The 6010-nt window shown below is 69.0% G+C and carries 7 protein-coding genes; all 7 read right to left on the bottom strand.

All coding sequences use genetic code 11. The annotated features are described in order from the left end of the window. Nucleotides 1-80 precede the first annotated feature (80 nt). A complete protein-coding gene (locus WCJ52_RS10990) occupies nt 81-1223 on the bottom strand; it encodes an acyl-CoA dehydrogenase family protein (RefSeq protein ID WP_336903351.1) in 1143 nt (380 codons plus the stop codon). 46 nt (nt 1224-1269) lie between these two features. After that, nucleotides 1270-1956 (bottom strand): ribosome biogenesis GTP-binding protein YihA/YsxC, encoded by a 687-nt coding sequence (yihA, locus tag WCJ52_RS10985; RefSeq protein WP_336903350.1) that lies wholly within the window; start codon nt 1954-1956, stop codon nt 1270-1272. Further along, nucleotides 1953-3749 (bottom strand): membrane protein insertase YidC, encoded by a 1797-nt coding sequence (yidC, locus tag WCJ52_RS10980; RefSeq protein WP_336903349.1) that lies wholly within the window; start codon nt 3747-3749, stop codon nt 1953-1955. Before yidC ends, yihA begins: the two co-directional genes overlap by 4 nt. Nucleotides 3750-3761: 12 nt before the next feature. Next, nucleotides 3762-4160, bottom strand: a complete 399-nt coding sequence (locus WCJ52_RS10975; RefSeq protein ID WP_336903348.1) for a ribonuclease P protein component — start codon at nt 4158-4160, stop codon at nt 3762-3764. 35 nt (nt 4161-4195) lie between these two features. Further along, entirely contained in the window at nt 4196-4330 is a 135-nt protein-coding gene (rpmH, locus tag WCJ52_RS10970; protein ID WP_293513244.1) for a 50S ribosomal protein L34, read from the bottom strand. Nucleotides 4331-4423: 93 nt separating this feature from the next. Then, complete coding sequence (locus WCJ52_RS10965) at nt 4424-5407, bottom strand: NADPH:quinone oxidoreductase family protein (protein ID WP_336903347.1); 984 nt, start codon at nt 5405-5407, stop codon at nt 4424-4426. Nucleotides 5408-5419: 12 nt separating this feature from the next. Beyond that, nucleotides 5420-6010: alpha/beta hydrolase (locus tag WCJ52_RS10960; RefSeq protein WP_336903346.1), on the bottom strand; the 591-nt coding region annotated here is incomplete at its 5' end.

Here is a 6010-nt window from a genome sequence, read left to right as displayed (position 1 = left end):
TTGACCCCCTCACCCGGCTCCGCCGGGAGCTCCCCCTGATGGGGAGCAATTGGCGCTCAGGGTCCTCCCCCGGGGGCAGGTCAGAGCGAGCGGGCCACGACCTCCTTCATGATTTCGGAGGTGCCGCCGTAGATGCGTTGCACCCGGGCGTCGCGCCACAGCCGGGCGATGGGATACTCGTTCATATAGCCGGCACCGCCATGCAGCTGCAGGGCCGCGTCGCAGACCTCCCACTGCAGCTCGGTGTGGAACAGCTTGGCGGCCGAGGCCTCGGCCGCGGTCAGCTCGCCCCTCAGGTGGCGGGCCGTGCACCAGTCCAGGTGCGCCCATCCGGCCTGCAGCTTGGCCTTCAGGGTGGCCAGGGTGAAGCGGGTGTTCTGGAAGTCGAACACGGTCTGGCGGAAGGCCTTGCGCGCCTTGGTGAACTTCACCGCCTCGTCGAAGGCCCTCTGGGCGCCGGCCTGGCCCGAGATGGCGATCTGCAGCCGCTCCTGGGGCAGCTGGGTCATCAGATGGACGAAGCCCTGGTTCTCCTGGCCCAGCAGGTTGCCGGCAGGAACCCGGACGTCGTCAAAGAAAAGCTCGGAGGTGTCGGCCGAGTTCTGGCCGATCTTGTCCAGGTTGCGCCCGCGCCGGAAGCCCTCGCGGGTGGCCTCTACCAGGATCAGGGAGATGCCCTTGGAGCCCTTGTCCGGGTCGGTCTTGGCCACAACGACGACGATGTCGGCGGTCTGGCCGTTGGTGATATAGGTCTTGGACCCCGAGATCACATAGTCGTCGCCGTCCCGGCGGGCAGTGGTCCGCACCCCCTGAAGGTCCGAGCCCGCGCCGGGCTCGGTCATGGCAATGGCGGCGATGGCCTCGCCCGACACCATCCTCGGTAGCCAGGCCTGCTTCAGCGCCTCGCTTGCATAGTGGATCACGTAGGGGACCACGATGTCCGACTGCAGGGTAATGCCCGCCGTCGAGCCGGCATAGGTCAGCTCCTCGCCGATCACGGCGTTGTAGCGGTAGTCCAGGTCCAGGCCGCCATAGGCCTGAGGGACCTGGGGGCAGAGCAGGCCCGCGTCGCCACAGGCCAGCCAGAAGGCCCGGTCGATGACGCCCTCTTCCTCCCACCGGTCCAGGTGGGGCGTCAGGTGCTGGGCGAAGACCTTGCGGACCTGCCCCCGGAAGATTGCCAGGTCCTCGTCGAAAAGGGGGCGTCCTGAAGTGTCGAGCATGGGGGTCTCCCGTCGTCCTCTGCCTAGGAGGAGACTCTATGCCGCCTCACGCGGCGTCAGGCGAGTCCCCGAGCCCGCAGGCCTTTGCAATGGCGGCGCGCAGTTCCGGCAGGCCGGTCCCCTTTTCCGAGGAGGTGGCGATGACTCCCGGGAAGGCGGCGGGCCGCTTGGCGATCTTGGCCTCGGTCTGGGCGCGGACGGCCTCGACCTCGGCGGGCCTGAGCTTGTCGGCCTTGGTCAGGATCACCTGGTAGGAGACCGCCGCCCGGTCGAAGGTGGCCATGGGCTCCTCATCCACGTCCTTAAGGCCATGGCGGGCGTCGATCAGCAGGTAGGCCCGGCGCAGGTTGGGCCGGCCGCGCAGATAGTCGCGCCCCAGGGCCTGGAACTTCTTCACCTCGCCCTTGCCCGCCCTGGCCCAGCCATAGCCGGGCAGGTCCACCAGCCGCACCCGTTCGTCGACCACGAAGAAGTTCACCTCCCGGGTGCGCCCTGGCTCGTTCGACGCCCGGGCCAGGTGCTTTTGGCCGACCAGGCCGTTGATCAGGGAAGACTTGCCCACGTTGGAGCGACCGGCAAAGGCCACCTCGGGAAGGTCCGGTTCCGGCAGGCCGTCCACCGAGACTGCGCCCATGAGGAACACGGCGGGGCGGGCGAACAGCACGCGCGCTGTCTCGATCGCCTCGTCCGAAAAGGCCTCCTCATCCGGCGTTGGCGCGCCCTCTGCGCTCACCCGGCGACCTTCCGCGCCCGAAGTCTGGCGATGAAGTCGTCGATGGGGTTCGCCACCTGGTACCTCCGCATGATGACGTACTGCTGGAGGATCGTGAGGACGTTGCTCCAAGTATAGTAGATCATCAGGCCGACAGCGAACGGGGCCATGACGAAGGTGAAGATCACCGGCATCAGCTCCATCATCCTCTGCTGCATGGGATCCGGCGCCGGGGGGCTCAGCTTCATGGAGAGCCACTGGGTCAATCCATAGGCCAGGGGCCAGATGCCGATATGCAGGGGCCCGGTCAGCAGGCCGCCGATGTAGGGCAGGGTCGACGGATCCCAGGGGATCAGGCCGAACAGGTTGAAGATGGTCGTGGGATCCCGGGCCGAGAGGTCACGGATCCAGCCGTAGAAGGGGGCGTGTCGCATCTCGATGGACACCGACAGCACCTTGAACAGGGACAGGAAGACCGGGATGGTCGCCAGCATGGGCAGGCAGCCCATCAAGGGATTGATCTTCTCCGCCTTATAAAGGCCCATCAGCTCCTGCTGCTGGCGCTGGGGATCATCCTTCAGGCGCGCCCTCAGGTCCTCGACCTTGGGCTGGATCTTCTTCATCTTGGTCAGCGACTCGTAGGACAGGTTCGCCGGATAGAAGAGCACCAGGCGGATGACCACAGTCAGGGCCAGGATGGCCAGGCCGAAGTTGTTGAGGAAGCCAAAGAAGACCTCCAGCAGCCGGAAGATCGGCTTGGTCAGGAAGTAGAGCCGGCCCCAGTCCACCGCATCCTGCAGCCTCGGGATGCCCAAGGATTTCTCGTAGGCCCGCAGGACCGGGACAGTCTTGGCGCCGGCGAACAGGCGGCTGACGTGGGTATAGGTACCACCTGGCTGGACGACCCGGGGGTTGGCGACGAAGTTGGCTTCGTAGATGTCCAGGCCTGAGACCGACGTGGCGCGGTAGGCGGCGTTCACCGCCTCCTTCTGCTCGGGGACCACAGCCGCCAGCCAGTACTTGTCGGTCACCCCCAGCCATCCGCCGGTCGCCTTGAAGACCTTCTCGCCATCCTTCTTGAGCTGCTTGTACTTCAGCATCTCCAGGACGCCGTCCATTACGCCCACGGTGCCCTCATGGGCATTGGCGGCGGGGACGGCCGGCGCGCCGCGGCGCTGGACCGAGGCGTAAGGGGCGATGGTGACGGCGCCGGGAAGGCTGTTGGCCACCGTGTCGGTCACGGTGAACATGAAGCGGTCGTCGACCTCGATCCGGCGGGTGAAGACCAGGCCCTGGCCGGCGTCATAGCGCAGCACCACGGGACGACCGGGGGACAGACGGTCGCCCCCGACCTGGGTCCACAGGGCGCTGGCGCCGGGCAGGCCCGGCAGGTTGGAGCCCGTCCATCCGAAATCCGCGAACCAGGCGTCCTGGACGCCCTCGGGGCGCAGCAACTCCACAGGCGGCGACTTCGGGTCCACGTCTACCCGGTAGTCGCGCAGGAAGAGGTCATCGATGCGCCCGCCGCGAAGGGAGACCGAACCCTGCAGGGCTGGCGTATCCACAACGATCCTGGGGGCCCCGGCGATGGCGGCGTCCCGGGTGACGAAGACTGGCGCGGCCGGGCCGGCCAGGGCGGGAGCCCCGGCGACGGCGCCGGGTGCGACCTGTGCCGCTGCAGGGGTCTCGCGGGCCTTGAGTTCGGCATCCCGCTGCCGGTTCTGGGGACCGAGGACGAGGGCCTGGTAGCCAAACAGCAGGACCATCGACAGGACCACGAAGATGACGGTGTTGCGGTTCGTATTGTCGGGCATTCGGGCGCGCGCTCAGTCTGTTGGAGAGGGGGCGCTGTCAGGCGCGCGGGCGGGAGGACCGCCTTCTGTCGCGAGGCTTATCAGCGCGCTTTTCACATCGTCAAGCAGGCGGTCCCAGGGACGGGTCGGCGCACCGCCCCTGGCGATCAGAACATAGTCGCAGCCGGGACGTCCAAAGTCGGGGACAAGCCGCCGCGCGGCCTCCCGCAGCCGTCGCTTGGCCCGGTTGCGAACGACCGCCCCGCCGATCCGGCGGGTGGCGGTAAAGCCCACCCGGATCCGGGCGTCGCCATCCTGGCGCTCGCGCACCTGCAGGAGCACGGCGCCACGCGCACAGGCGCGGCCCTTGGCGGCGGCGAGAAAGCCCGGCCGGGTCTTGAGACGTTCCATGGGGGGGGCGGGTTCCTCCATCCAGAGGGGCCCTGGGGGTTGCAGGTTTCGCGCCGTCAGGCGGTCAGACGCTTGCGACCCTTGGCCCGGCGGCGGGCGACGACCTTGCGGCCGTTCTTGGTGGCCATGCGGGCGCGCCAGCCGTGACGGCGCGCACGCACGAGACGGGAGGGCTGAAAGGTGCGCTTCACGGGACCAACTCCGGGAGAAAATCGAGCGGCGGGAATAGGGGATGCCCGGGTCCCTGTCAATGGCGCCCAGGGCAGAAGGACCTGAACCCAGCCTCAAAGGTCGGGGCGGATGATGGTCTTTCCCACCACGGTGCGCTCGGCCAGGGTGTCGAAGGCCTCGCGCCAGCCATCCAGGGGGAACTCCCGGTCGACCCGCGGGTGCATGGCGCCCTCGGCGGCCAGCTTCCAGATGGCCGCGTTGTTCTCGCGGCCCTTGTCGGGGAATTGCCGGCCGTATTCGCCGGCCCGGACCCCCATGACCGAGAAGCCCTTGATCAGGGCGTAGTTCACCGGCAGCACCGGTAGCCGGCCCGAGGTGAAGCCAATCGACAGGATCCGGCCATCGAAGGCGATGCAGCGCACGCTCTCGTCGAAGACGTCGCCGCCGACGGGATCGTAGATCACGTCGGCGCCGCGACCGCCGGTGATCTCCTTGACCCGGTCCTTGAAGCCCTTCGAGACGTTCACCACGGCGTCGGGGGCGTATTCCTTTTCGATCACGGCCAGCTTGGCGTCCGAAGCCGAGGCGGCGATGACCCGGCAGCCCAGGTGGCGGGCCAGATCCACGGCGGCAAGACCGGTGCCCCCGGCCGCGCCGTGCACCAGGACCCACTCGCCCGGCTGGACCTGGGCCCGGCGGACCAGGGCGACCCAGGCCGTCAGGTAGCAGACCTGGTAGCCGGCGGCCTGGCCATAGGTCAGGGCCTCCGGCTTGCGGTGCAGGGCGGCGGCGGGGCTGATGGCGTATTCGGCGAAGGCGCCCGTGCGCGAGCCGCCGGCCACGGCGTCGCCGGGCTTCCAGGCGGTGACGCCCTCCCCCACGGCCACCACGTCCCCGGCCAGCTCCATGCCCGGGGTGAAGGGAACCTGTGGCTTGTGCTGGTGCTCGCCCCGGGTCTGCATAAGGTCGGGGAAGTTTATCGCCCCAGCGCGGACCTTGATGAGCACCTCGCCCGGACCAGGGGTCGGGTCCGGCAGGTCCTTGACCCTGCAGCCAGCGTATTCTGCGGCCAGTTCCTCGACGACGAGCGCACGCATGGGTCAGTCCTTTCAGGTATCTCGGGAGAGGCGGGCGGCGGCCAGGGCGCAGATCTCCGCGCTGGCCGTCCGCGCCGCCGGGATCACGCCGCCGAAGGCGGTGAAGCCGTGGACCAGGCTGTCATAGCGCCGGTAGTCCACAGGCACTCCGGCCGCGGCCAGCCGGCGGGCGTAGGCCTCGCCCTGGTCGACCAGGGGATCGAAACCGGCGGTGGCGATGACCGCCGGGGGCAGGCCCGACAGGTCCTCCGTCCGCCCGGGCGCCAGCCGCGGGTCAGCGGGGTCGGCGCCAGCGGCGAGGTAGTGGCCCAAAAACCAGTCCAGGGTCGCCCGGTCCAGGGGAAAGGCGTCGGCGAAGGTGGTCAGGGAGGGGGTCTCGCTGGCCATGTCCACGGCCGGATAGACCAGCAGCTGGAGGACAGGGCCAGGCTCACCCGCACGGCGCATTTCCTGGGCCAGGGCGGCGGCGAAGAGGCCGCCCATGGAGTCCCCGCCGATCGCCACCCGGCCTGGCGCGGCCCCGAAGCGCTCACCCGCCTCCCGCGCCCAGCGGAAGGCCGCCAGCACGTCCTCATAGCCGGCCGGGAACCGGTGCTCTGGCGC

Source organism: Phenylobacterium sp. (assembly GCF_037138395.1).
Classification (GTDB): Bacteria; Pseudomonadota; Alphaproteobacteria; order Caulobacterales; family Caulobacteraceae; genus Phenylobacterium.
This window is presented reverse-complemented; position numbering and strand designations above follow the sequence as displayed.

Excerpts from the sequence above, each read along its gene's own strand:
- WCJ52_RS10990 (WP_336903351.1), bottom strand. The coding sequence starts at position 1,223 with ATGCTCGACACTTCAGGACGCCCCCTTTTCGACGAGGACCTGGCAATC.
- yidC (WP_336903349.1), bottom strand. The coding sequence starts at position 3,749 with ATGCCCGACAATACGAACCGCAACACCGTCATCTTCGTGGTCCTGTCG.
- WCJ52_RS10975 (WP_336903348.1), bottom strand. The coding sequence starts at position 4,160 with ATGGAGGAACCCGCCCCCCCCATGGAACGTCTCAAGACCCGGCCGGGC.
- WCJ52_RS10965 (WP_336903347.1), bottom strand. The coding sequence starts at position 5,407 with ATGCGTGCGCTCGTCGTCGAGGAACTGGCCGCAGAATACGCTGGCTGC.